At 35.1% G+C, this 23,460-nt stretch carries 24 protein-coding genes; 11 read left to right on the top strand and 13 right to left on the bottom strand.

The window, feature by feature from the left end:
- Positions 1-14: 14 nt before the first annotated feature.
- The 3 genes from torC to CJF42_RS08460 all read right to left on the bottom strand — a co-directional run bounded on the left by torC (position 15) and on the right by CJF42_RS08460 (position 2,396).
- Complete coding sequence (gene torC / locus CJF42_RS08470) at positions 15-1,193, bottom strand: pentaheme c-type cytochrome TorC (RefSeq protein ID WP_095366264.1); 1,179 nt, start codon at positions 1,191-1,193, stop codon at positions 15-17.
- A gap of 40 nt (positions 1,194-1,233) precedes the next feature.
- Positions 1,234-1,404, bottom strand: a complete 171-nt coding sequence (torE, locus tag CJF42_RS08465) for a trimethylamine N-oxide reductase system protein TorE (RefSeq protein ID WP_095366293.1) — start codon at positions 1,402-1,404, stop codon at positions 1,234-1,236.
- A 248-nt stretch (positions 1,405-1,652) separates the two neighbouring features.
- Positions 1,653-2,396, bottom strand: a complete 744-nt coding sequence (locus CJF42_RS08460; protein WP_095366263.1) for a TorF family putative porin — start codon at positions 2,394-2,396, stop codon at positions 1,653-1,655.
- Between the two features lie 205 nt (positions 2,397-2,601).
- On the opposite strand from CJF42_RS08460, the gene torR reads away from it, so the two are divergent.
- Complete coding sequence (gene torR, locus CJF42_RS08455) at positions 2,602-3,321, top strand: two-component system response regulator TorR (protein ID WP_095366262.1); 720 nt, start codon at positions 2,602-2,604, stop codon at positions 3,319-3,321.
- Positions 3,322-3,328: 7 nt separating this feature from the next.
- On the opposite strand, the gene torT is transcribed toward torR, so the two are convergent.
- Positions 3,329-4,306: a TMAO reductase system periplasmic protein TorT gene (gene torT, locus CJF42_RS08450; RefSeq protein WP_095366261.1), complete on the bottom strand. Its 978-nt coding sequence runs from the start codon at positions 4,304-4,306 to the stop codon at positions 3,329-3,331.
- Positions 4,307-4,355: 49 nt separating this feature from the next.
- On the opposite strand from torT, the gene torS reads away from it, so the two are divergent.
- Complete coding sequence (gene torS, locus CJF42_RS08445) at positions 4,356-7,208, top strand: TMAO reductase system sensor histidine kinase/response regulator TorS (protein ID WP_095366260.1); 2,853 nt, start codon at positions 4,356-4,358, stop codon at positions 7,206-7,208.
- Between the two features lie 99 nt (positions 7,209-7,307).
- Here the strand turns inward: torS and CJF42_RS08440 are convergent, their stop codons facing one another.
- Positions 7,308-7,937, bottom strand: a complete 630-nt coding sequence (locus tag CJF42_RS08440) for a toast rack family protein (RefSeq protein WP_095366259.1) — start codon at positions 7,935-7,937, stop codon at positions 7,308-7,310.
- Between the two features lie 94 nt (positions 7,938-8,031).
- On the bottom strand, positions 8,032-8,919 hold the full coding sequence (locus tag CJF42_RS08435) for a TraB/GumN family protein (protein ID WP_095366258.1): 888 nt from the start codon (positions 8,917-8,919) through the stop codon (positions 8,032-8,034).
- Positions 8,920-9,523: 604 nt separating this feature from the next.
- Here CJF42_RS08435 and ilvG point away from each other — a divergent pair.
- The 6 genes from ilvG to CJF42_RS08405 all read left to right on the top strand — a co-directional run bounded on the left by ilvG (position 9,524) and on the right by CJF42_RS08405 (position 17,206).
- Positions 9,524-11,170: an acetolactate synthase 2 catalytic subunit gene (ilvG, locus tag CJF42_RS08430; RefSeq protein ID WP_095366257.1), complete on the top strand. Its 1,647-nt coding sequence runs from the start codon at positions 9,524-9,526 to the stop codon at positions 11,168-11,170.
- Entirely contained in the window at positions 11,170-11,415 is a 246-nt protein-coding gene (ilvM, locus tag CJF42_RS08425) for an acetolactate synthase 2 small subunit (protein WP_095366256.1), read from the top strand. Before ilvG ends, ilvM begins: the two co-directional genes overlap by 1 nt.
- 27 nt (positions 11,416-11,442) lie before the next feature.
- Positions 11,443-12,357 carry a branched-chain amino acid transaminase gene (locus tag CJF42_RS08420; protein WP_095366255.1) on the top strand — a complete coding sequence of 305 codons (915 nt, stop codon included), beginning with the start codon at positions 11,443-11,445 and terminating at the stop codon, positions 12,355-12,357.
- A gap of 102 nt (positions 12,358-12,459) precedes the next feature.
- Complete coding sequence (gene ilvD, locus CJF42_RS08415) at positions 12,460-14,316, top strand: dihydroxy-acid dehydratase (RefSeq protein ID WP_095366254.1); 1,857 nt, start codon at positions 12,460-12,462, stop codon at positions 14,314-14,316.
- Positions 14,317-14,597: 281 nt separating this feature from the next.
- On the top strand, positions 14,598-16,124 hold the full coding sequence (ilvA, locus tag CJF42_RS08410) for a threonine ammonia-lyase, biosynthetic (protein ID WP_095366253.1): 1,527 nt from the start codon (positions 14,598-14,600) through the stop codon (positions 16,122-16,124).
- A gap of 215 nt (positions 16,125-16,339) precedes the next feature.
- Positions 16,340-17,206 (top strand): hypothetical protein, encoded by an 867-nt coding sequence (locus tag CJF42_RS08405; protein ID WP_252097563.1) that lies wholly within the window; start codon positions 16,340-16,342, stop codon positions 17,204-17,206.
- Positions 17,207-17,285: 79 nt separating this feature from the next.
- Here CJF42_RS08405 and CJF42_RS08400 read toward each other — a convergent pair whose 3' ends face one another.
- From CJF42_RS08400 to CJF42_RS08390, 3 genes are all read right to left on the bottom strand, one after another.
- Positions 17,286-17,600: a hypothetical protein gene (locus CJF42_RS08400; RefSeq protein WP_095366251.1), complete on the bottom strand. Its 315-nt coding sequence runs from the start codon at positions 17,598-17,600 to the stop codon at positions 17,286-17,288.
- A gap of 99 nt (positions 17,601-17,699) precedes the next feature.
- Positions 17,700-18,455: a serine hydrolase domain-containing protein gene (locus CJF42_RS08395; RefSeq protein ID WP_095366250.1), complete on the bottom strand. Its 756-nt coding sequence runs from the start codon at positions 18,453-18,455 to the stop codon at positions 17,700-17,702.
- 28 nt (positions 18,456-18,483) lie between these two features.
- Positions 18,484-18,771 carry a hypothetical protein gene (locus CJF42_RS08390; protein ID WP_095366249.1) on the bottom strand — a complete coding sequence of 96 codons (288 nt, stop codon included), beginning with the start codon at positions 18,769-18,771 and terminating at the stop codon, positions 18,484-18,486.
- A gap of 206 nt (positions 18,772-18,977) precedes the next feature.
- Between CJF42_RS08390 and CJF42_RS27345 the strand changes: the two genes are divergently transcribed.
- Entirely contained in the window at positions 18,978-19,151 is a 174-nt protein-coding gene (locus CJF42_RS27345) for a hypothetical protein (RefSeq protein ID WP_170940533.1), read from the top strand.
- Here CJF42_RS27345 and CJF42_RS08380 read toward each other — a convergent pair.
- The 3 genes from CJF42_RS08380 to CJF42_RS08370 all read right to left on the bottom strand — a co-directional run bounded on the left by CJF42_RS08380 (position 19,096) and on the right by CJF42_RS08370 (position 20,940).
- Positions 19,096-19,779, bottom strand: coding sequence for a hypothetical protein (locus tag CJF42_RS08380; RefSeq protein ID WP_095366248.1), 684 nt, complete (start codon positions 19,777-19,779; stop codon positions 19,096-19,098). The two genes, CJF42_RS27345 and CJF42_RS08380, sit on opposite strands and share 56 nt — an antisense overlap.
- 166 nt (positions 19,780-19,945) lie before the next feature.
- The gene (locus CJF42_RS08375) at positions 19,946-20,530 is read right to left on the bottom strand and encodes a helix-turn-helix domain-containing protein (protein ID WP_095366247.1); all 585 of its coding nucleotides are present in this window, start codon (positions 20,528-20,530) and stop codon (positions 19,946-19,948) included.
- On the bottom strand, positions 20,512-20,940 hold the full coding sequence (locus CJF42_RS08370; RefSeq protein ID WP_095366246.1) for a hypothetical protein: 429 nt from the start codon (positions 20,938-20,940) through the stop codon (positions 20,512-20,514). The genes CJF42_RS08375 and CJF42_RS08370 overlap by 19 nt, the downstream gene beginning before the upstream one ends.
- A 192-nt stretch (positions 20,941-21,132) precedes the next feature.
- Here CJF42_RS08370 and CJF42_RS08365 point away from each other — a divergent pair, with 192 nt between their 5' ends.
- Positions 21,133-22,311 carry a methyltransferase gene (locus CJF42_RS08365; RefSeq protein WP_095366292.1) on the top strand — a complete coding sequence of 393 codons (1,179 nt, stop codon included), beginning with the start codon at positions 21,133-21,135 and terminating at the stop codon, positions 22,309-22,311.
- A gap of 25 nt (positions 22,312-22,336) precedes the next feature.
- Positions 22,337-22,987 carry a carbonate dehydratase gene (gene can / locus CJF42_RS08360; RefSeq protein ID WP_095366245.1) on the top strand — a complete coding sequence of 217 codons (651 nt, stop codon included), beginning with the start codon at positions 22,337-22,339 and terminating at the stop codon, positions 22,985-22,987.
- Positions 22,988-23,087: 100 nt separating this feature from the next.
- On the opposite strand, the gene ubiK is transcribed toward can, so the two are convergent.
- Entirely contained in the window at positions 23,088-23,342 is a 255-nt protein-coding gene (gene ubiK / locus CJF42_RS08355; RefSeq protein ID WP_095366244.1) for a ubiquinone biosynthesis accessory factor UbiK, read from the bottom strand.
- Positions 23,343-23,460 lie beyond the last annotated feature (118 nt).

Here is a 23,460-nt window from a genome sequence, read left to right as displayed (position 1 = left end):
GATAACGCTCCTAATTAATGTTCTTCTTTAACAAAAGTTGATGAATGTTGTTGTAAGTACTTTTGCACTAAAGCTTGTGTATCTTGGTCCATGTTTACAAAAGCGATCATGCCTTGGAACATGCCTGGCCAGGTATTAGCATCAAAATGTGCCTCATCTGGTTGAGAGTGACATACGCTACAGCTTGTACGGAATGTATCGCGAGCGTAATCCCATAGTGGTTGTGGCTTATCTATCATGTAAGCAGCTTCTGTCCATACGGTTACTTCAACACGCTGCCATTTTAGGCCTGTCATATCATCTTCTTTTTCTTCAAAGCCGATGATCACACCTTCTTCTTCAGCAGCGTACTTTTCAAGTTGCGCAGATAGCATATTGATACCAAAATCGTAATAAATAACACGTCCTGCACCTATTTGTTTACGCCAGCCCTTAAGTGCCACTTTAATGCGTGAACCTTTGGTTTCTAATACTTCAACTTTAGTTGCAACATTTAATGTGCCTGCTTCAACATCTGTTTTTTCATTTAAGAAAATAGGTTTAGTTAAAGCGCTATAATAAGTTTGTTTATTGTTAAATGAGCTTGGGCCCGTGCCGACTTCAGCAATCAGTTCAGGTGCGCGAGCTGTGCCCATATCTGGTAGTGTATGCGCGATACCTTTATGACAATCTACACAGCTTTGGTCTGTATCAGCTGCACGTTTCATTTGTTTTTGCGCAAGCTTAGACATGTTTTCCCAGTCCATAGATTTATAATCATGACAGCCTTTACAAGCGAGAGAATCATCTCTTTCAAAACGTGTCCATTCTCTTGTTGCCATTTCTAATCGTTTATTTTCAAATTTCTCTGAAGTATTTACTGTTTCAAAAAACCAACCCCAAACATCACTTGAAGCTTCAATCTTACGTGCTATTTTACGACTCCAATTGTGTGGAACATGACAATCAGGACAGGTTGCTCTTACACCTGAGTGATTTTTCCAATGCACTGTTTTTTGCAATTCTTGATAAGGTTTACTTTCCATACTGTGACAGCTGATACAAAACTGTTCGGTATTAGTTGCTTCTAATGCGGTATTAAAACCACCCCAAAAAATAATACCCATAATAAAAGCACTAATGCTCACAGTACCTAAAGTTAAATATTTTACGGGTTTGGTTAGTGTTTGCCAAAGGTTGATTAGCCATTTCATAAAATGCACCTTATTGTAATCTTAAAATAAGTTAAATAGCCTAGTGGCCTGTCATTGGACCGAAAGCTTGCATCATCCAAATGATGAAACCGTAGGCGCCCACACTAAAAATGCTAAGCATGGGAAATAAAACAATAATGATGAAACCCAGTGCTTTGAGTTCATTGCCTCTCACTTTTTTATCTACTTTGTTTTTTTCTGGTTTGGCTATCACATTTAACTCCTGGGATGTATGACATCAAATGTTTGAATTCTTTGTTGATAGGCTAACTATATAGAAACGATATGAATGACATTAAGCTGGCTGTGAACAGAATTTAACAACTTGTGTAAAGATATGACAAAAAGGAGTTTAGGATTGAGCAAAGAAAAAAGGCTATCTGTAGGAAGATAACCTTTGCTAACTAGTCAGGATGATAAAAAACTAAAGCTGGTACCTTTAATTACTATTTACATATTTTAATAACTTTTACTTACTCCTAGTATTATGCGTTGTTCAAATATATCTATACCTTCAGGTGAACTATATACTTTATGGCTGCTATCCATATCACTATCGTGGTAACGTAAATCTAGAGTCAGACCAAATACTGTTTTACTTACTCCCATATTCCAATGAGTCCAACCTTCAGCGTCTTCGCCAGATAAATCTTGATAGCCGATTGCCGCTGAGAGTGTTATGCCATTATCAAAAGTGGTACTTGGGTGAATGGCATAGTTCACGCCGCTCCAGCCATCAACACCAAACCAGTCGTCTAAGGTGGGTGTTACTTCAACTTTAAGGTTTACTGGACCAAAATCTTTATCAGCTTCTATCCAAAGCTCTGTATAGTTTGAGTTTTCAGCCCCTGGATAGATGTAATGATATAAAACAGTATTGTAGTTAATACCTGTATCAGCTAATGTGCCAAATTTCCCAATGTAAGGTGAAACCGTTGATCTTATATCTGGAGTGGATGTATATTGACTTGTAGCACCCGATACGCCGACATAAAACCCATCATTGTGCGTCCAGCTGAATCCAGCTGAAATAGCTGGTATATCACCATCAACTACGGTTGATTCACCTCGAAATACTGAATCAGTTGCTATCCCTGCTGAGCCGCTAAAGGTACCGCCTAAAAATACTTCCTTTGGTTCTTGAGCTGATATTGAAGTTGATAATACAAGTGCTGATGTAAGTATGCTGATTGTTATTTTCATTATATAAGGCTCCAAAATACTGCTGTTGTATTGATCCAATCGACTTGAATGTGGATCTTTAAGTGACTTGGGTATATATGCTGTTTCAATGGGGCTATTATAAAAAGAAGATGTGAATAGCATTGCCGCTAAAGATGAATAGAATATGTAAATTTATGTCACAAATGCGTCATTTTTACGAAATAGAAAAATTAGAGGGTTTAAGTTGAAAAATAAACACATCTTAGTAGTAGAAGATGAAGCTATTACACGAGCTAAATTAGTTGGTTACTTTCAACATGAAGGTTATCAAGTTAGTGAAGCACAAAATAAAGATGAGTTAGATGATATCATGGCAAATCACATCATAGATTTAGTGATGTTAGATATAAACTTACCTGGCGAAGATGGTTTAACCATAACTCGAAAATTAAGAGCTGAATCTAATGTGGGTATTATTTTAGTGACTGGACGTACAGATTCTATTGATAAAATTGTAGGCCTAGAAATGGGTGCTGATGATTATGTCACTAAACCCTTTGAGTTAAGAGAGTTATTAGTAAGGGTTAAAAACTTACTTTGGCGAGTATCATTAGCGCAAATACTACCAGAACCAACTGTTGAAGCAGTAGAAAATGATGCATTTCACTTTGGAGATTGGCGCTTTGATATTCCAAAACGTAAGCTCACTAATGATGGCGAGCCAGTTAAATTAACCAAAGCAGAATATGAAATATTAGTCGCTTTTATTGCACATCCTGGGCGCGTATTAAGCCGTGATCGTTTATTAAATTTAATAGACCACAGAGTTGATGATCCTAATGATCGTACTATAGATGTACTGGTTCGTCGGTTACGTAATAAAATTGAAGCGCAGCCAAAATATCCGCAATTTTTAGTTACAGTTCATGGTGAAGGTTATATGTTTGCTGCAGATCTCACTTAATTTACAATTAGTGAGTATCTCCAACAGAATATAAAGGCTTGAAATCGCTAGGTGATAAAGAAGAAGCAACGTCAAAGTTATTGATGTTGTTTTGATCTAAGCTCAGTATTTCAGGCCCTTGGTTATATTTAACATCTCTTCCTTGTAAAAAATCAACAACCTGATTGATAGCCATTTTACCTTGATTAACCATTTGATCAGAATTGGCCATTAATATCTTTCCTCGACGAATACCGCGATATACGCCATGGCTAAAATAATGACTCAAAATTTGAGGTTTCTTAGGAGTTGTTAAATTAGCAACTTCACTGATCGCCATTTCAGCCATTACTGCATTGCCAGCCAGATAATCAATATTTGGATAGTTTTTTAAGGTTTGATTAATTAAAGCAAACTGTGAAATTTTTTCGTTTAATCCATATTGGGTTGTGACTAATTCTACTGAGCTATTTTTAAGCGCAGTTATTAACCCTTGGCTTGCTTGTGGTGTACCGCCGCCACTTTTAGGACCCGGAAGCCAAGCGAGTGTTACTGGTTTTGAGCCTTTTGGGTGTTTTTTTGCTAGATATTCACCTAATTTAAAGCCCATTTGTGACCAAGATACACCTGTACTTGCTACTAACTTGGTGGCTGAAAGCTCATTTACTAAACCAAAAATAGGAGTATCTAGATTGATTAATTCTAATTGTTCACTGACAGATTCAAAGTAAATCGCGCCAATCAAAATGGCGTCGGCTTTAAAGGTTAGGCACTTTTCAATTTGTTGCCATTGTTCATCATGATTATTGTAACCGCCACTTTCTAATACCTTTAAGTTAATTGCTTTTAATTTGGCTTGATTGGTCATGCCAAAGTTAATGCTCAGCCAATATGAATCTTTTAAGTGAGGATAAACAGCACAAACACGCAATTTAGATGTTTTTTCCTGTGCCATTATAGGTAAAGAGATAATTAAAAGAATAAAAATACAAATGTGTTTAAACATATTTAAAGCCACTGATATGATTAACAAAAGGATACACTAGGAGCTTACATTGCAGTTTCATCAAAGTATAGGTAGCAAGCTTTTATTCGCGTTTAGTTTTATTACAGGCTTATTGTTATTTGTGAGTTTGATCTCTTGGTATAGCCTAAATTTGATTGCTAATACTGGGGAGTATATAAGTCAACAAACCATTCCTAGTCTAACAAGTGCGCGAGAACTGGCTAATGTCAGTTTAAAAATAACCCATGCCACAGCGTTATTAAAAAATGCAGAAAGTCAAAGTGTGCGACAAAAGCAAAGTAAATATTTAGCAGAACTTAATCAGCAAATAGAACAAAAAATGCAGTCCTTAGACGTACTTGAATATTCTGATAAAGGTTTATTATATTTACGAGAAAGGAAGGTTGAACTCATTACTGATATTGATTTGCTTGATAGCTACGCGCAACAAGCAATTGATAAAAAACAACAGATAGCAAAGCAATTCAAGCGAGCCAATAAAGCAATTAAGGTTATTTCTAAGGCATCTCAATCGCAAATAGCGAATGCAAATACTTTCACTGAAGTGAGGTTAGCGGGGTTGTATGATTTGATTGCACTATCGGTTGATAAAGAAATACTTTACCAATCTTTAGATAAGGTGATTGAGCAAGATTTAAATCAATTAGATAAGGTTTTTGCATTACAGCAGTATAGTTCGAAGTTGAAGCAAGTAATTGACTTAGCGAGAGATGCACAAAGGACATCTCAAATTGAAAAATTGAATAAACAGCAGTTTTATTATGTTCATATTATAAAAAAATTAACGGGATCAATCGCAGATCCAAATAGATTAATTCAAATAAGTTCAGCCCTAGAACATTTAAGTTCATTGGATGAGTTATTTAAACTCAAAAAACAAATATTGCAGTTGGATGAACAAAGTTATGTTTTAAACGAACAAATTTCAGTACTGCTAGCTAGACTTAATCAACGAATAAGCTTTTTAATAAAAGAAACAACTGCATCTGCTCAAAGCACCAGTGAGAAACATAGCCAGCTAGTATTATGGTCGCAATACATATTTTTCAGCTCAATTATTTTGTCGCTTGTAGTTGTGATAGGCGTGATGTGGAAAGTGGTATATCAAGGCATAGTATATCAGCTAATACGTCATACTCGTATTATTGAAGATATTGCATCTGGAGATTTGACTGTAAAACCTGACTCCGACTCAGTGGATGAGCTAGGTAAAATGGCTCAAGCAATAGAGGTATTTAGAGCAAATGCCCTTGCAAAGCAGGAATTAGAGCAGCAACAAATTGTCACGGAAAAAGAGTTAAGGCAGCATAAAGAAAATTTAGAAAATTTAATAATAGAACGCACAAAAGCATTAAATGAGAGCAATACTAAATTAAATCGAGAAGCTGTAGCACATGGCGAAGCTAATCGCGCTAAATCGGTATTTTTAGCTAATATGAGTCATGAAATTCGTACGCCTATGGGTGGCATGATAGGTACTTTAGAGCTGCTGTTAGATACTAAGCTCTCAGCACAGCAACTCGGTTATGCAAATACCATTTTAAGTTCTGGCGAGAATTTATTAGATATATTAAATGATATTTTAGATTACTCAAAAATTGAAGCTGGCCATATTTCATTATCAATAAGAGCGATAAATTTAGAAAAATTAGCTCACGATATCATAGGTCTAATGATGCCGCGCGCACAAACCAAAGGGCTTAATTTACAGTATGAACTAAACCCTGATGTACCACTGTGGGTTATGGCTGATTTAGGCAAGCTTAGACAGGTAATTATTAACCTAATCAATAACGCGATAAAGTTTACTATTTCAGGCAATGTCACTTTAGCTATCTCTATGGCTGAAAGCTTATCCCATATAAGTTTTTCAATAACAGATACAGGCGTAGGGATCCCAAAAGATAAACAGCAACAGATCTTTAAGGCATTTAGCCAAGTTGATAATATCAGCACCACAACAGGCACTGGATTAGGTTTGGCGATTTGTCAGCGTTTAGTATTGGCTATGGATGGTGAACTCATGATTGAAAGTGAGGAACATCAAGGTAGTTGTTTTTCATTTGGAATTGCATTACCAGATGCGCCTGAAACGTTAATAGCTAAACAACAAGAGTTACTACCGGCCAAAATAAATATAATGCGCAAGTTAAATATTTTGATTGTTGAAGATAATAAAGTGAACTTAGAAGTAGCGGTTGGGTTAACTGAAAAATTAGGTCATGACGTCATAGCTGTATCTGATGGTAAAAGTGCAATAGATGAAATCCATAAGCAAGACTTTGATTTAGCTTTGTTAGATATAAATTTACCAGATACCGATGGCGTTACACTATCTAAAGCGCTTAAATCACTGGCTATACAACAAGATTATCAGTTGAAAACCATTGCTGTTTCTGCGCATGTATTTAAAGAAGATATCGAAAAGTTTATAGCTCAGGAGTTTGATAATTTTATTGCTAAACCAATGCAAATGAAACGTTTAATACCTGCAATTCAAAAGGTCATGACTAATTCTGAAGAGCAAGCTGTTGAGATGGTGATAAGGGATAAACAAGGTTTGTTTGATGAAACGATTTTAAATGATGATTTACCTTATTTGGGCATTGATAAAATTAAACATTTGGTCAGTTTATTTGAGCAGCAGGCACAAGCTTTTATAGCTGAACTGAGCCAAAGGACTTCAATAGAACAAAAAGATTTATTACATAAATTTAAAGGTGCAGCACACGGTGTGGGGTTAATAGAGTTACATAGTTTATGTCAAAAATATGAGCAACAGATGTATGAAGAGGTTTTATCTAAAAGTGAGCTCACTACATTAGCTGAAATGTTAATTGACTCATTACCCTTATTACGAAAATACAAAGATAATTTATAACTTGATTTGCAGGCAATAAAAAACCAGCTAATGCTGGTTTTTTTGGTTAGGAGCTTTGGATAACTATATTCTATGGTTACTTAATTATCGGAAATGGTATTAGTTACTTACTTTTACGTCACCAACGCCAACTTCTACTTCAATACGGTATAACCCTGAGCCTGTGTATGCACTAGAAGAGCTTACCATTTGACGTTTTTGACTTGAGTCGCCTGAAAAACCTGAAATGCGTGTATCGCCTACACCTGATTCTAAATCAATACGTTTAAAGTCATTAGTATCTGTATCAATTACAACAGAGCCTACGCCTACATCTACTTCCGCTGAATTTGATAGGTTATCTATATCAACACTACCAACACCTAAATCAATATCTATCTCTGCTGAACGAGGTATTTTAATGTGCCACTCTTGATTTAAGTCATCTTCATCAATTTCTAATGTGACATGTGAACTATTAATATTTTTATCAAGCTTAATGTTGCTCAAATCTTTTTTTGAAGAAAACCAACTATTCCAATTAGAGTTTTGTGGTTTTAACTCAATTTCTATTTCAAGTTGATCGCCATCAACAACTTCAATATCAACACTACCTACTGGGAATTTAATATCTAAGCTTTGACCTGCTGTTAATGTTAGATTTTCTACAATACGTTTTTGTGAATCAGCAATAACTGACGAGCTTAAGATAGTTGCGATTATACCTGAAGCGATAAGTGATTTTTTCATTTTATTATTCCTTTTTTCTAACTTATTTTTGGGCTTTCTAGCCGCTTAATAAGTTAGACGCAGGTTTTTTAAAAAGGGTTTAAATAAAGTTAAATTATTTTTTAGTGATTTTATAACCTTGGTTTCTTAATTGTTGAATCAACCCTTGTTCGGAGGCTAAATGTAATGCACCCACAGCGATAAATAATGATTCATTTTTAAATCGTGGCGTTAGTTGAGTTAACCAGTTTTGGTTTCTATCAATTAACATGACTTTTTCGCCTAATTTACCAAACTCATCTTTGGTGAAAATTTCTTTGTAGTAAGTATTTAAATCCTTTAATGACCCGTTTTTCCAACTGTTCATCAAGCGATCAAAATGAGCGCCCATGTCCTTTAATTGTGAAAATGTATCTGAAACCATAACATCGTTATAAGGTGATAATTGACTAAAGATAGATAGTTGTTGCTCTAAAGTCTCAAGTTGTCCCACTTTAATTTTATTTTTATTAGCAAATGCGATGACTTGTTTATCTATACCATTGTTTTCGTTATAACCTGCGTTTTGATATTCCATTTGGGTAATGATTAGCATAACAGCCCAAGGTTGCATGGTACTAAACAGATTTATATCAATAGATTTTTTCTTAAAGTAGTTATCGATGGTTTTATAGTTTTTTGTTTTAAGTTCAGTCTTTAGTGTTTTACCTGTTGGTAGCATCATAAAAGGCATCGTTTTCGATTTAATTTCAAAAGGTGTGAACTTTGAAATATCCACTTCAACTATTACTTCGTCAGTCTCTTTTATGGCTGTTATCACTTTATTGGGTAGCTTTGCCATACTGCTATCACCAACATGAACTGTGCCAAATATATATGATTTAGTCAAAGGTGAATCTTGCTTTTCTACTAGCCACAGTGAAGGCGATGCAAAAGTAGAAACACTAAAACATATTAGAATGAATAGTGTGCTTAGTTGAGTGAGTTTTAATATGGATTTCATTAGAAGTCCTTTTTGTTATTATATAAATCAAAAATGTTATTTTTAAGTAAATAGCACCACTTGTCTAATTTTAAAATTGTAAAGTGAAATTATTTAAATATATACGATTTAGTTATAAGTGATTTTAATAGAACTGAATATGCATTGTTTTGATAATAATTTGGTTGTTTGATTTTAATATCTTTGTATGTATTGAATATATAATTCATTTTTTAGCTTTAATTAGTTTCTTGGGGGAGGTTTTATGCTCATTGGTGTGGAATTTAAAATTATTTATATCTTGACATAGTAGCCTGAAAAAGTTAAAAATTAGCCAGTAAATAAAGTTGAGATTAAGATCCTTTATTTTTTAACCGAATTTTAAAAATAAATTTTAAAAATAAATTTTATAAAAAAGTGATTATTTATTAATGTTTAATACAGCAAACTCTCTCGTCAAAATTATTATTATCGTGGTGATTATTATCACCGCGGGGGCGGGTTAGTGCTGTAATTTAAGCAAGAATAACTAAAACCCCTCGCACCTACCGGTTCGAGGGGTTTTTTGTTTTTAGGTTGTAAATTTTTAGTTAGCATTTTTTTTAGTACAGGGTTGGGATTGAGAATGACAGGCGCAGAGTTATTAATTGAGTTATTAGCTAAACATGGCGTTAAAGATGTATTTGGTTATCCAGGTGGCGCTATTATGCCTATTTACGATGCGCTTTATGGTGCGCCAGTTAAGCATTACTTAACACGTCATGAGCAAGCCGCTGGTTTTTCTGCAATCGGTTATACCCGAAGCACTGGTAAGTTAGGTGTTTGTTTTGCGACTTCCGGTCCAGGTGCAACTAACTTAGTTACAGCAATTGCAGATGCTATGATGGATTCAATTCCATTACTAGCGATCACTGGACAGGTACCTACAGCTGCTATTGGTTCAGATGCTTTTCAGGAAGTTGATGTATTAGGTATTTCTTTAGCAATAACAAAACATAGTTATTTAGTTGAACGTGCTGAAGACTTAGCTGAAATTTTACAGGAAGCAATTCACGTTGCAACGTCTGGTCGTCCTGGCCCTGTATTGGTTGATATTCCAAAAGATATACAGTTAGCACAAGTGAGTTTTAAACCTTGGTTAGCTGCGGACGATTATCAACCTGAAGTTAACTTAAATGAAGTTGCTAAAGCTAACGAGTTACTAAAAGAAGCTAAAATGCCTGTTGCCTATGTAGGGGGTGGTGTTCATGCTGCTGACGCCCAAAAAAAATTAATGGCATTTTTAAATGAAACTAGTATGCCAGCTGTATCTACCTTAAAAGCGTTAGGCTCAGTATTACCTGACTACGAATATGACTTAGGTATGTTAGGTATGCACGGTGGACAAGCTGCAAATTTGGCAGTGCAAAAATGCGATTTATTAGTGTGTATAGGTGCGCGTTTTGATGATCGTGTTACCGGTAATTTAAGTAAGTTTGCATCAAATGCAAAAATCATCCATTTAGATATCGATGCTGCTGAAGTGGGTAAACGTAAACCCGCAGAGGCATCTTTAATTGCAGATTTACATGATTCATTGCCTTTATTAGCGCATCCGCAAACTGATGGATCTTGGTTAACGCATATGAAATCAATGATGGTGAAACATGCTTGGCGTTATGACTACCCTGGTGAAAAGGTATTTGCCCCTTACTTATTAAATAAATTAAGTCAAACAATGCCTAGTAATGGAGTGGTGTGTTGTGATGTGGGTCAGCATCAAATGTGGGTCGCGCAGCACATGAAATTTAATAGTCCTAGAAACCATTTAAGTAGTGGTGGCGCAGGTACTATGGGCTTTGGTTTACCGGCAGCAATCGGTGTGCAAGTTGCACGTCCTGATGATTTTGTCATCACAGTGTCAGGTGATGGTTCTATTATGATGAATATACAAGAGCTAGCAACGATACGTCGTAATAATTTACCAGTAAAAATATTAGTAATAGATAATCAAAGATTAGGCATGGTTAGGCAGTGGCAACAAATGTTTTTTGAAGAACGCTACAGTGAGACTATTCTTTCTGATAATCCTGATTTTGTTGCTTTAGCGGCTGTGTTTGGCATTAAAGGTCAAACGATTACTAAAGCAAGTGAAGTGGATGATGCAATTCAAGCATTAGTTGATTCAAAAGGTCCTTATATATTACACGCTTGCATTGATGAGCAAGAGAATGTTTGGCCGCTTGTCCCCCCAGGCGCAGCAAATGATCAAATGGTTACTGAGGTTAAATAATGAAACATCAATTAAAAGTTGAAGTAAAAAATCAAAGTGTAGCTGTAGAGCGTTTTTTACGTGTTGTACGTCACCGAGGCTTTTCTTTATTGCAACTACAGTTAGAGGTCGTTGATGATAAGTATTTTGTAAATATGACAGTTGATAGTGACCGTCCTATTCATTTACTTACATTGCAATTAGCAAAATTAATTGATGTTCACCAGGTGGAATTAGCTGAACAGCATCACCAACAAGCAATTTAATAAATTAAAATATAAAGGGTATTTGTCATGTCAAATCTAATTTGGTTTAACGGTAAAATGGTTCCAGCTGAACAAGCGACAACAAGTGTGCTTAGCCATGCTTTGCATTACGGTAGTTCAGTATTTGAAGGTGTCAGAGCATATGATACTCCTAATGGCCCGGCTATTTTTCGTTTAACTGATCATATTCAACGCTTATATGACTCAGCTAAAATCTATCGCATGGAAATTCCTTATACATTAGAAGAAATTACTCAAGCGTGTAAAAACGCAGTAAGAGAAAATGGTTTAACAAATGCCTATTTACGTCCTTTTGCTTATTTAGGCAATGTTGGTTTAGGTTTAAATCCTAAATCTCACCTTGCTGAAGTATCAGTTGCAGCAATGGAGTGGGGCGCATACTTAGGTGATGAAAGCTTAGAATCGGGCGTAGATGTATGTATTTCATCTTGGAATCGCTTAGCACCTAATACTATGCCAACAGCGGCAAAAGCGGGTGGTAATTATTTGTCGTCACAGTTGATATCAGGTGAAGCAAAACGTAATGGTTATGTAGAAGGTATCGCATTAGATACAAATGGTAATTTAAGTGAAGGTGCCGGTGAAAATCTTTTTGTAATCAAAAAAGGCATTCTTTATACGCCACCTACCACGGCATGTATTTTACCTGGCCTTACACGTGATACTTTAATGACATTAGCACGAGAGCGTGGTTATGAAGTACGTGAAGAGTCTATTGCTCGCGAAGCATTATACTTAGCCGATGAATTTTTCATGACAGGAACAGCTGCAGAAGTAGTTCCGGTAAGAAGTGTGGATCGTATTGAAGTAGGTAAGGGTAAGCGTGGACCTATCACAAAAGAATTACAACAAGCTTATTTTGACTTAGTAAAAGGTCAATCTGAAGATAAGTATGGTTGGTTAGAATATATAAACAAATAAATCTGCTACGCATCTTTATAAAAACCACTGCGTGGTAAATAAAGAAAGAAGTTGGGTATGAGGAAATGTGGCAAAAGCTACAGAAATGAATTGAGGTAAATGATGACTAAATTAAGAAGTGCAACTACAACAGAAGGTCGTAAGCGAGCAGGTGCAAGAGCATTATGGCGTGCGACAGGTATGACAGATAATGATTTTGGTAAACCAATTATTGCGGTTGTAAATTCATTTACTCAATTTGTTCCTGGTCATGTACATTTAAATCAATTAAGTGAACTGGTTGCCGATGCTATCACTGAAGCGGGTGGTGTACCAAAAGAATTCAATACCATTGCAATAGATGATGGTATTGCAATGGGTCACAGTGGCATGCTGTATTCCTTACCTTCAAGAGATTTAATCGCTGATTCAGTTGAATACATGGTAAATGCCCATTGTGCCGATGCCATGGTATGTATTTCAAACTGTGACAAAATCACCCCAGGTATGATGCTTGCTGCATTTAGATTAAATATTCCAGTGATTTTTGTATCTGGTGGCCCTATGGAAGCCGGTAAAACTAAGCTAGCGTCAATCGATGTGAAATTAGATTTAGTGGATGCCATGGTACAAGCGGCTGATCCAACAGTAAGTGATGAACAATCCGAACAAGTTGAACGCTCTGCTTGTCCTACATGTGGTTCTTGCTCTGGTATGTTTACTGCAAATTCAATGAACTGTTTATTAGAAGGCTTAGGTTTAGCATTACCAGGTAATGGTACTACTTTAGCTACTCATAAAGATCGTAAGCAGTTATACCTAGATGCGTCGGCACGTATTGTAGATTTATGTCGTGAGTATTATCAAAAAGATAATGAAGCGGTATTACCACGAAATATAGCCAGTCGTGCAGCATTTGAAAATGCAATGACACTTGATATTGCTATGGGTGGTTCATCAAATACGGTATTACATTTATTAGCTGCAGCCCAAGAAGCGGGTGTTGATTTTGATATGACGCATATCAATGAACTTTCTCTTAAAACGCCTTATTTATGTAAAGTAGCACCTGCAACACCTGAATACCATATTGAAGATGTGCATCGTGCTGGTGGTATTATGGGAATTTTAAATGAGTTAGGTAAAGCGGGTTTACTTGATTTATCTTGTGAGCATGTTGCTGGTGGTAGCATTGGTGATTTAATTAATAAATGGGATGCAACAAAGCCTGATAATGTTAAAGCACAGAAGTTTTATAAAGCAGGCCCTGCAGGTATTCGTACAACTAAAGGTATGAGTCAAGAATGTCGCTGGTCAGAGCTTGATATTGACCGTGAAAATGGCTGTGTTCGCAGTGTGGAACATGCCTTTAGACAAGATGGCGGTTTATGTGCGTTGTACGGAAATATTGCTGTTGATGGTTGTATTGTTAAAAGTGCGGGTGTCGTTGATGACATGTTGACATTTACAGGCCCTGCCAAAGTTTATGAATCACAAGATGATGCTGTTGATGGCATTTTAAATGAAGAAGTTAAAGCGGGTGACGTTGTTGTTATTCGCTATGAAGGTCCAAAAGGTGGACCAGGTATGCAAGAGATGCTTTACCCAACAAGCTATTTAAAATCTATGGGCTTAGCTGAGAAGTGCGCCTTGATCACTGATGGTCGTTTTTCTGGCGGTACATCAGGTTTATCTATTGGACATGCCTCTCCTGAAGCTGCTGCGGGTGGTGTGATTGCATTAGTTGAAAATGGTGATCCTATTGTAATCGATATCCCTAATAGAGGTGTAAAGTTAGAAATTTCTGATACTGAGTTAGCGGCACGTCGTGAAAAACAAGATGCCAGAGGCAAAAAGGCCTACAAACCATTAGATAGAAATCGCGTTGTAAGCCCTGCGTTAAAAGCATATGCATTATTAGTAACAAGTGCAGATAAAGGCGCAGTAAGAGATATCGTTAAATTAGATGAGCTTATTTAGTGAATAAATCTGCTACGCATCTTTCTTAATACCACTGGGTGGTGAGCTTTATTATTTATTGAAAGCTTATCAAAATAAAGGTTATGAGTACGTTTATAAGTCGATCTTTACATGTTTAGAGCTAAGCAGCAGAGTAACTGAAATGTCATGTCTGGAAGGCTGAAAATGTACTTACTCTCTATTTGATTGGTGATGCTTTTTATAGCGCAGCTATACCCATAAAAATCCCTGTTTCCGCGAAGCGGAAGTGATTCAGGGGGAATTTTATTTAGGAATGTAAAATGGTCAGTAAAGAATTAGATTATTTCAGAGCTATCATCCAAGCTAATATGGCGCCTTTAGCTAAGCTAACTGATGTCAGCCCAGTTACTAGTCTTGACAAAAAGCTAGAAAATAAAATTTGGCTTAAACGTGAAGATCAGCAACCCGTGTATTCATTTAAACTGCGTGGTGCTTTTCATAAACTGAAAAAGCTACCAGCTAATTCAAAAGTAGTGACAGCCTCAGCTGGCAACCATGCACAAGGCGTTGCATTAAGTGCAAGTCACTTAGGCCATACTGCGGCAATTGTTATGCCAGATACCACGCCTGAAATTAAAGTAAATGCAGTAAAAAGTTTAGGTGGTGAAGTCATTTTACATGGTCATCACTTTGATGCAGCCAATGCTTACGCAAAAGAGTTAGCTGAAAAGGAAGGGGCTATTTTTATACCGCCATTTGATGATCCTGATGTCATTGTTGGTCAAGGAACCATTGCACGTGAATTAATGCAGCAACTACCAAATTTGGATGCGGTATTTATTCCTGTTGGTGGTGGTGGTTTACTGGCTGGTATGGCAGTTTATATTAAATCACTTAACCCTGAAATTCAGGTGATAGCTGTTGAATTTCAAGAAAGTGCGTGTTTACAAGCGGCATTTAAAGCTGGAAAACCTGTAGAGTTAGACCGTGTTGGCAGTTTTGCTGACGGTGTAGCTGTTAAAATTATTGGCACTGAAACCTTTAGATTAGCGCAACAATTTTGCGATAAGGTGATTACAGTATCAAGTGATGAAATATGTGCGGCAATGCAAGATATTTTTGTATCTACGCGGGCAGTTGCAGAGCCATCTGGTGGATTAGCATTAGCTGGTCTTAAAAAATGGTGTTTAGATACAGGGGTAAAAGGTCAAAACTTAGCTGCAGTGCTGTCGGGTGCAAATCTTAATTTTGATCGTTTGCGTTATGTTGCTGAACGCACTGCGCTTGGAGAAAAGAATGAAGCACTTTTAGCAGTCACAATCGATGAAGAAAAAGGCAGCTTTAAGAAATTCTGCCAAGCACTCGATGGCCGCACCATTACTGAATTTAATTATCGTTATGATAATAGTAATGTAGCTGAAATTTATGTGGGTATAGGGTTAAGAAATGGCCAGCAAGAACTTGATGAGTTGAAATCACAGTTAACTTCTCAAGAATATAACTTTATTGATTTATCTGATAATGAACTTGCTAAGCTTCATATTCGCTATATGGTTGGTGGTAAGCCTTGTAGCCCATTGATTGAAAAGTTATTTAGGTTTGAGTTTCCTGAGCACCCAGGTGCATTAGAACGCTTTTTAGATACATTAGGTGCTAATTGGAATATCAGTTTATTTCATTACCGAAATCATGGTTCTGCCATAGGCAATGTATTGGCTGCTTTTGAAATTGCAGAGCAAGATATGGATGAATTTAAGCAACATTTAGATAAACTGGCTTATGTTTATCAGGAAGAAACAGATAACCCTTGTTATCACAGGTTTTTAGCCGCCAATAATACAGTTTAAACTTTTCTTTTACTTAAAAATCACGCTATATTTTATAGCGTGATTTTTTAGCCCCTTTGTGTTCTTTTGAAAAATAAACAATTTTTTACAGCAATATATTTACTAGGCTGTAAAATTAGCATTTTTATAAATGGTCAAAGTCAGCTATGTCCTCATTTAAACTCAATCTCTCTCTTTTTTGTTCAATACTCGCAATACTATTCTCTGGATTGAATTTGATTCAAACTAATCTCGTTACAAATGATGCGACTAAAATATTTACACATGCACAAAGTAATCACATTGATAACACTAATAAGCAATTACAGGTTATGAGTGATTCTGAAGATACAGCACTTAATAATGATGAAGAAATGACCAACTTGCTAGCGCGTATAACTACGTTAGAAGCGCGTATTAGCTCTTTTACTTTACAAGATCTAGCTCAAGTTTCAGAACAAGATCCACAAGCGCTTGAGTCTGTGGTTTTTTTACTGATTGAAAAGCATGAACAAAAAAAAATTGATGAGATGAAAGCCGAGAACCCTGTTTATGGATTTTTAGAAGAATTACCGGAAGATTATGATTTACGAATCAAAACAGATTCTGATTTTGCACATCAAGTGAGTAATGAATTAAAGCAAAAAATATTGAATGATAGTTTATCGGCTGCGGAACGTTTGGCTGCAATTAGCCAGTTACAGATGAATATGTACATACTTAACAAAAAAAGCTTGAAACAGTATGATTACCAAGCTGTTGAAGCCATTTTAGATATGACAAACAATATGGAAGATGAAAGCCTTCGTTTGCAAGCGCTAGAACTAGTTTCAAGAACACCTTTAGTAGATGAAAGGTTATCACAATCATTTACTAAAATGCTTGAGCAAGAGCCAAGTGATTACGTAAAAAGCCTTGCAGCTGAGGGGTTAATGTCTCAATACTTCCAATCTGGTTCTAGCCCTAATAAACAAAAGAAAATAGCTAAAAATTTATTGTTTCTATATGAAAATACCGAAGATCCAAAAGTAAAATTGATTCTTGAAAATACAATGGGAGACGAAAGAATGCTAGAGGATCTGACTACATTATTGAAAGACTAAATAGAAATTTTTCCAGTAGCCCATTTTTAATGGGCTATTTTAGATAGTCTGTTTAGATATTAAAGTCATAATTATCCGTTTATGGGTTTTTTCTACGTGTAATCTTTGGTATTAACCAGACTAAAATGAATAATAAAGCGGCACACGAAAGTAAAATATATGCCTTATATTTCCCTTGTTCAGAGCTTGGTAATGCATATTCCTCATTATCAATAATCGCATTGATTACTTCAGCTATTTGCCATCTAGGGACATTTTTAGCGTTAGCAAGTATGATAATGGCGCGTTTGGTTTCTGGGTAAGTAATTAGTAAAGATTTAAACCCAGTAATGGAACCTAGGTGTTGAGCAATTAATTTGTCGTTCTTTGTATATATTTGCCAACCTAATCCCATTTCTATTTTTCCCCATGATGTTTTTCTTATGGGTGTGAGTATCTCTTGAAATGAGGTGTTTGCTAATAGTTGTTCATCATGATTTAAAGTGCTTAATGGTCATTTTGATAATTCATCAACAGATGAAATAAGTCCTTCACTTGGTAAGTAATTCATATCGTAAGGTCTTATTGGTGCATTAAAAATAAAACCATAATTATAACTTGGGTGAACATCTGGTTTTAAGTTGTTTGTGGCTAATCTAAAGCCTGAATGTGTTAATCCTATTTTTCTGAAAATATGATGATGGATGTAATTGTTATAAGTTTTTCCTGAAACTATCTCAATGATTTTACCTAGAATATTAAAATTTAGATCTGCGTAATTAAAGCTTTTATTTTTGGCTGTATTATTGAGTGCCAAACTTTGTTTAAGGTATGTATCAAAGTTGTGCTTATTTACAAAAGAGACAGGCTTTATCACATCAGTTAATCCAGATGTATGGGTGAGTAGATCTACTATTTTTATATTTTTTCCTGAAAATAAATTAATGTATTGAGCGATATCATCATCTAATTTAACTTTATTTTGCTCTACAAGCTGCATTATTTCTTGGGCAGTAAATAGTTTGGTAATGGAGGCGATTCTAAATAAAGTATGTTCAGTAACAGGCTGTGATGAACAATATAAATAGCCAAATCCGGCACTATACATTGGTTTTCCTTTATCTATTATCGCAACTGAAAGTGCAGGGATATTATGAGAATCACAGATAGTACTTAATACTTGCTCTAATAGTTGTTTTTTAGAAGGGGTATTGGCAATGTTAACCCCACTGAATATGATGCTAAAGATTATAATTGATTTTTTTAACATGAATAACCTAATAATTATAATTTATAGTTTATAAGTTTGCATATAAATGCTCTGCAGCAGCTTTTCCCATTAATCTATAGTTATGACCAATATTAGGAATGATTTTTAATTGCCACTTAATTGGTGTCTTTAAATCTTTGGCTGCTTTTTTTGCTGTTTTATAAAAATATTGCGCACGTGCATAGTGGTGGAGTCCTTGTTTATTTAATGTTGGAGAATGTAATAAAGTGCCTCCAGTGCCATTCCCATTGTCCAATTCACCAATAAATAAAGTTAACTTTTCTTGAAAGGCTTCCTTTAAATCTTGTTCAGACAATAGCGCGTCCTGAATGCCAAAAGGCAGTTTAGTTTCAAACACAGGTGCCGTATATACCCAAACCACTTCAAGATGCAGGATTCAGTTGGAATTAGAAATACTTTAGGCAAGGCATTGATTGAAGAACATGGTTATTCCCTTTTCAAAATCAATAACGCTGCATAAAGTATTTATAAACCAACCTTACAGGGACTTCTGAGCAAATCATGCTCGTTGTTGCCTGCATGGATGTAGGTACTAGAGCAATGCAGGAGCATATTGCCGGTCCATCTTTTTTTAAGGGAGTAACCATTAATGCAAAGATGCGCCTAGATCATGAATTGCTCAGCAGTCCTGAACCTCACATCTTGAAGTGGCTTGGGTATATAATCCTGAATTAGATGCTAAAATACGGTTAACTTTAGTATTTGGTTTAAATAAAGCGAGTCTATGTGCAATTTGCCCCCCTGCAGAATGACCGAAAATGTCATATTGCGTTTGTTTTGTGGCTAAGGTGCTTATTGCAATATCAAAGACTCTATCAAAATCACTAAAAATTAAGTTTTTTGAATCTTTATATGGTTTGAAGCTAATATCTTCATCATTTATTTTTAAGACATAACGTTTATTGTATTTTACTTTTTTAGGCTTTTTATTAAATTTAAAGTTATTAATTAAACCTGCCATATGATAATTTGAAAAATCATAATTCTTTTCACTATAAGAAGGTGAAAGGATTAATACGTTGTATTTATTGGAAGCTTCAATCCAAGAATCACGATAATCATCTCCATTGCGAGCAGCGCCAGGAATAACAATCAAAACTTGTGAATCGGCGTTAAACGCTTTTGGCTTATAGTAAAAAATATTAAGTATATCGTTTTCATGACCATAACCACCTTTCATTAAAAAATGACCCGATCCGACAATGATTTTTAATGGCTTATTAAGCGTATTGTTTGCTTTCGTTTGAGGAATAAAAGCGAAAGGTAATATGATCAAAAGTAAAAAATTAAGTAAATGCTTCAAGTGATGCTCCTTTATATATTCTATAACGATGATGTATTCATCTGAGTTGGAGCATGTCACTACTGGCATTAAAAGGTCTTGCCGATTTTGAAAAATACTCGTCATTTTCAAAATGGAGATGAGTATTTTAGTTTTGATTAATCTATTTCATTGGGCTCTAGATATATTAAGGCTTTATGTATTGCTTTCTATACTCCGTTGGTGTTTTACCGGCAATATCTTTAAAAGCACGGTTAAATGGGCCAATAGAGCCATAACCAAGATCTAAGGCAATACTTAAAATAGGCTTTCTAATATTGTTGATATCCTGAAACTGTGAGCAAGCTGCAGGAACTCTATGGCTATTTAAAAAAGATGAAAAATTTTTAAACCCTAATTGTTGATTTATTAACTCCCTTAACTGATGTTCCGGAATTGATAAATTAATGGCTAATTTTTTGATTGTTAAATTTGTTTCAGTAAATTTTTTTTCTTCAATAAATAAATTTAGTTTATCTAACTCAGCTTGAAAAAGGTTGATTGTCTTTAGCTGAGTATTTTTAATTTCTTTTGGTTGTACTTCATTCGTTTTATGTATTTCTTGCTGTGATTTATATTGTTTTAATAAAACTAAATAAAAAATATTGGTAGCAATAAATATTAAAGCAGAATTAGCTAAACTAAAAATAGAGGTGTGTACAAAAGTACTTTTTGTTAGCTCAAACAGCACTAAAATTGAGCCATAAAAAGTAGTCAATAACACAATAAACATGCGAATCTTCCGGCGTTATCTATGAGATCATCGTTAATGTCTTTTAATACAAGATAAAGAATGTGGACTAAAACAACAGCTTCAATGGCATGGTTTATTTGGTGAAATGCGCCATTCCCTTGTAAGAAAATGAAAAAGTATAGCATCCATAAAAGCGCACCGATTAAGCAGGTTAGAATAGCTAAAGACCAATTTCTAGGGTGGAAATCATCATTTAATAAGGAACAAGCATAAAACCATAAAACATAAGGCATAAAATCAGTAAAAAATAACAATACACCTCTAAAGTAACCGTAATGATGATTAGGTATTTGCGGTGTTAATAATAAATATGCACTAGCGCAAATAATTAAAGTGATCACTAATTGTGATTTAAAGGTGATGTTTTTGGTTAAATAAATCACAGACACTAAAAAAATTGCCCAATAATGGCAAACCTAAAAAATAAATCAAAAATGTCTATAAAGGATCAATACATACTTACAGTTAAATTTTACTCGAATACTCATAAATTACCATCAAGTCACTTTTTCCACTAGATAAATGATCATATGCTTGCTATCGCTGCTATAATTAGCCATCGTTTTTTGTTATGTCGTTTTATGAATTACCTCGCTCATTTTCAACAGTTAGATCAAATTTTAATTGCGACTCGTCAATATTGGCAGTTACTGGCTTTTTCTCAAAATACACTGCCATGGCCTCAGTTATTCGATAAGCTTAATGATTTAAGCTCAGAAAAGTTACTAGAATTAGAAAAAAATCCAGATTTATCTTATGTATACTTTTCTGATGTGATCCCGCTATTACCTGAACTTAAAAAACTCACTGACATCTTTTCTATGGTAAAAAAAGAAGTGGAATTTCCATTTTGGTTAGAGGCAGGTATTAAAGGTCGCAAACTTGCTCAGTTAAAATCATTTGTTGCAGCTGTTGATGAAACAGAATTACCGGTACTTGAATGGTGTGCAGGCAAAGGTCATTTAGGTCGCATGCTCGCCTTTAAAGGCACTAAAAAAGTACATAGTGTTGAAATACAGCCTCACTTATGTGATCAAGGTACTGCCTTGGCAAAAAATTTTCATATGAATATCGACTATACTCAGGCCGATGTTTTACAAGATGATTTATCACAACAAATTAAACAAAACCAGCATGCAGTGGCATTACATGCTTGTGGCCAATTACATCAAACTTTAATGAGGCAAGCAGTTTTATCTAAAACAAAAAAACTCTCTTTTTCACCCTGTTGTTATCATTTAATGCAAGACTCAGAACATTATCAAGCGATGAGTTATGAAGGCTTACAGAGTGAATTAAACTTATCAAATTATGACTTGAAATTAGCATTGCAAGAAACGGTTACGGCAGCTGATCGGATCACGCAAAAGCGCACTATTGAGGTAGAGTGGCGTTTAGGTTTTGATCAGTTAATGCGAGATGTCACGGGTACAGATACATATATTAGTGTGCCATCGGTTAGCAAAAGTATGTTTTCAACTAACTTTGAAGCATTTTGTATGTGGGCGGCAGACAAAAAATCTTTAGACTTACCTAATAATATTGATTTTGAAAGTTATTATCAAAAAGGGAAAGCAAGAAAGAAAATAACTGAAAAAATCGAATTAGTACGTCATTTGTTTCGAAGACCAATTGAAATTTGGCTAATTTTAGATCGCGCTTTGTATTTACAAAACCATGGTTACCATGTTTATGTAAATCAATTTTGTGATAAGCAAGTGACACCAAGAAATATATTAATTCAAGCGTATAAAATTTAACTATTTTTGTATTACAGGGGATAAAATGAAACATTTAAAAAATTTATTTGATAATAACCGACACTGGGCATGTCAAACGACTCAAGATAATCCTGAGTTTTTTAAAGTACTTTCAATGCAACAAAATCCAGATTATTTATGGATTGGTTGTTCAGACTCTCGTGTACCAGCAAACGAAATCGTAGGTTTATTACCTGGTGAGTTATTTGTACATAGAAATGTAGCTAATGTTGTCGTTCATACAGATCATAACTGTTTGTCAGTAATGCAGTATGCTGTTGAAGTTTTAAAAGTTAAACATATTATGGTAGTTGGCCATTATGCCTGTGGTGGTGTGAAGGCTGCTTTAGATGGTGAAAAACTTGGCTTAATTGATAATTGGTTAAGGCATGTTGTTGATGTTAAAGAAAAGCATATAGATAAATTAAACTTAATTGAAGATTATGAAAAACGAGTAGATACTTTATGTGAATTAAACGTAATTGAACAAGTAAAGAATGTTAGCCAAACATCAATTGTTCAAGATGCTTGGGATAGAGGGCAAGAACTAACAGTTCACGGTTGGGTTTATGGCCTAAAAGATGGTCATTTAAGAGATCTTAATTCTTGCACAACTAATAGCAAAGAGCTGTTAGGTATCTACCAGCAAGCAACTAAAGAAGTATTTGAACGTTAATTTTTATTTTAGGGCTAAATCATTTTATTTAGCCCTAAAATAAACTAACCCTTTTAATAAAAAGTTTCCAACTGCACTCTTAACAGAAGATAGTTAAAACTTATTCTTTTTCAGCTAATAAAACTTCAAGTTGCGCCACTTTCTCTTCTAGCCTAGATAACTTTTCACGTGTTCGGATCAAAACTTGTGTTTGCACTTCAAACTCTTCGCGAGAAACAAAGTCCATTTGTGATAACTTATTTTGTAAAACTTGCTTTGTTTTACTTTCTACTGTTTCAGCAATTTTTTTAACGCCTTGAGGCATATTTTCAGTAATTTGTTTAGCAATTTCTTCTATTTTTTTAGGGTTTATCATTTGTTTTAACCTTCAATTATTTTAGTTAGCGAATACCCATGTTACTTCAACATGCAGGTTACAGAGCTATCTGAGTGAGCCCAATTCAAGGCGTGTTGATGCAGGAATTTAGGCACCT

It is taken from the genome of Pseudoalteromonas sp. NBT06-2, from assembly GCF_002276045.1.
Lineage (GTDB): Bacteria > Pseudomonadota > Gammaproteobacteria > Enterobacterales > Alteromonadaceae > Pseudoalteromonas.
The sequence above is the reverse complement of the archived record's forward strand: the minus strand, read 5'-3'. Positions and strand labels throughout refer to the sequence as shown.